The sequence below is a fragment of the Pedobacter sp. genome (genome assembly GCF_045628745.1).
Classification (GTDB): domain Bacteria; phylum Bacteroidota; class Bacteroidia; order Sphingobacteriales; family Sphingobacteriaceae; genus Pedobacter.
The window spans coordinates 1-1818 of the sequence record NZ_JAZQPU010000085.1 but is presented as its reverse complement, the minus strand read 5'-3'; the positions used below and the strand labels follow the sequence as shown (position 1 = coordinate 1818).

General features: G+C 40.4%; 4 protein-coding genes. All 4 read right to left on the bottom strand.

Annotation, left to right across the window (positions count from 1 at the left end):
- Positions 1 to 24 precede the first annotated feature (24 nt).
- Entirely contained in the window at positions 25 to 447 is a 423-nt protein-coding gene (rplP, locus tag ACR2F7_RS03735) for a 50S ribosomal protein L16 (RefSeq protein WP_432712249.1), read from the bottom strand.
- Between the two features lie 38 nt (positions 448 to 485).
- The gene (gene rpsC, locus ACR2F7_RS03730; protein WP_432712248.1) at positions 486 to 1334 is read right to left on the bottom strand and encodes a 30S ribosomal protein S3; all 849 of its coding nucleotides are present in this window, start codon (positions 1332 to 1334) and stop codon (positions 486 to 488) included.
- Between the two features lie 9 nt (positions 1335 to 1343).
- Positions 1344 to 1724: a 50S ribosomal protein L22 gene (rplV, locus tag ACR2F7_RS03725; RefSeq protein ID WP_432712247.1), complete on the bottom strand. Its 381-nt coding sequence runs from the start codon at positions 1722 to 1724 to the stop codon at positions 1344 to 1346.
- 7 nt (positions 1725 to 1731) lie between these two features.
- The coding region (locus ACR2F7_RS03720) for a ribosomal protein S19 family protein (protein ID WP_432712250.1) at positions 1732 to 1818 on the bottom strand (87 nt) is incomplete at its 5' end.

Genomic DNA, 1818 nt, shown 5'->3' with positions numbered 1-1818 from the left:
ATTTTTTATTATAAGTAACTCTTATTATGCTTCTACGTAATCTCTACGTACCACAAATTTTGTTTGTATTGGTAATTTTTGAGCGGCTAAACGCATTGCTTCTTTGGCAACTTCCAAAGGCACACCTTCAGCTTCAAAAATGATTCTTCCGGGTCTAACAACGGCTACCCAGTATTCTGGTGCACCCTTACCTTTACCCATACGTACTTCAGCTGGTTTCTTTGTGATAGGTTTGTCTGGGAAAATTCTGATCCAAACTTGACCTTCACGTTTCATGAAACGAGTTACCGCAATACGGGCTGCCTCTATCTGACGACTGGTAATCCAAGTCGACTCTAGAGATTTGATCCCGAAAGATCCGAATGATAATTCAGCACCACGTGTTGCTAAACCTTTCATTCTGCCTTTTTGCATCTTTCTGAACTTCGTTCTTTTTGGCTGTAACATTTTATTTTATATTATCGTAAAACGATCTGTTAACTAAATTATTTACGAGGTCCTCTGCTTGGAGCACCACCGCCTCTGTTATCTCTTCCCTGACCTGGAGCACCTTGACCTGGACCTCTTCCGCCACGACCTTTGTTGTCGTTTCTTCTGTCGCCACCGCCACGGTTATCTCTGTCTCTGCCGCCACCGAATGCACCTTCAGGTCTGCCACCTTTACCAGGAGCATTGTTGGTTGCACCAATGTTTGGAGATAAATCACGTTTACCGTAAACTTCTCCTTTACAGATCCATACTTTAACCCCTATTTTACCATAAGTAGTTAAAGCTTCAGCCAATGCATAATCAATGTCTGCACGGAAAGTATGCAAAGGAATTCTTCCTTCTTTATACTGTTCGCTACGAGCCATCTCAGCACCACCTAAACGACCAGAGGTCATAATTTTGATACCTTCAGCACCCATACGCATTGTAGATGCGATAGTTGATTTCATTGCTCTACGGAAAGAGATTCTAGCCTCTAATTGTTTTGCTACGCCTTCAGCTACTAATTGAGCATCTAACTCAGGACGTTTAATTTCAAAGATGTTGATTTGAATTTCCTTTTTAGTCAATTTCTTCAACTCTTCTTTGATCTTGTCAACTTCCTGACCAGCTTTACCAATCACGATACCCGGACGGGCAGTGTGAATAGTAACAGTGATACGTTTTAATGTACGCTCAATAACCACTTTTGCTACGCCACCTTTTGCAATACGGGCAGCAAGATATTTTCTTATTTTATCGTCCTCAACTAATTTATCAGCATAGTTGTTGCCTCCGAACCAGTTAGAATCCCAACCTTTGATGATTCCTAACCTGTTTCCTATTGGATGTGCTTTTTGTCCCATTTCTGTTAATTAGTTTTGAGTTTCAACGTTTTTACTATCTACTATCAAAGTTTTACTATCTACTACCAAAGTTACGTGGTTTGAACGCTTGCGAATTCTGTATCCACGGCCTTGAGGTGCCGGTCTTAACCTTTTTAACTGGCGACCACCGCCTACCATTATCGTTTTCACAAATAACTGGCTTTCTTCAGGGCGAGAACCTTCATTTTTGTTTTCCCAGTTTTTGATAGCTGATAATAAAAGTTTTTCAACTCTTATTGCTGCTTCTTTATTGGTAAATTTCAAAATATGTAATGCTTTCTCTACACGCTCACCTCTGATAAGATCTACAACCAAACGCATTTTACGTGGTGAGGTTGGACAATTGTTTAATTTCGCTACTGCTTCCATCTCTTAATTATTTTTTCTTTTCAGAGTGACCCCTAAATGTTCTGGTTGGAGCAAACTCTCCCAGCTTGTGACCAACCATGTTTTCTGTTACGTA

Bases quoted from the DNA above. Each gene is read 5' to 3' on its own strand.
- rpsC (WP_432712248.1), bottom strand. From the start codon at position 1,334: ATGGGACAAAAAGCACATCCAATAGGAAACAGGTTAGGAATCATCAAA.
- rplP (WP_432712249.1), bottom strand. From the start codon at position 447: ATGTTACAGCCAAAAAGAACGAAGTTCAGAAAGATGCAAAAAGGCAGA.
- rplV (WP_432712247.1), bottom strand. From the start codon at position 1,724: ATGGAAGCAGTAGCGAAATTAAACAATTGTCCAACCTCACCACGTAAA.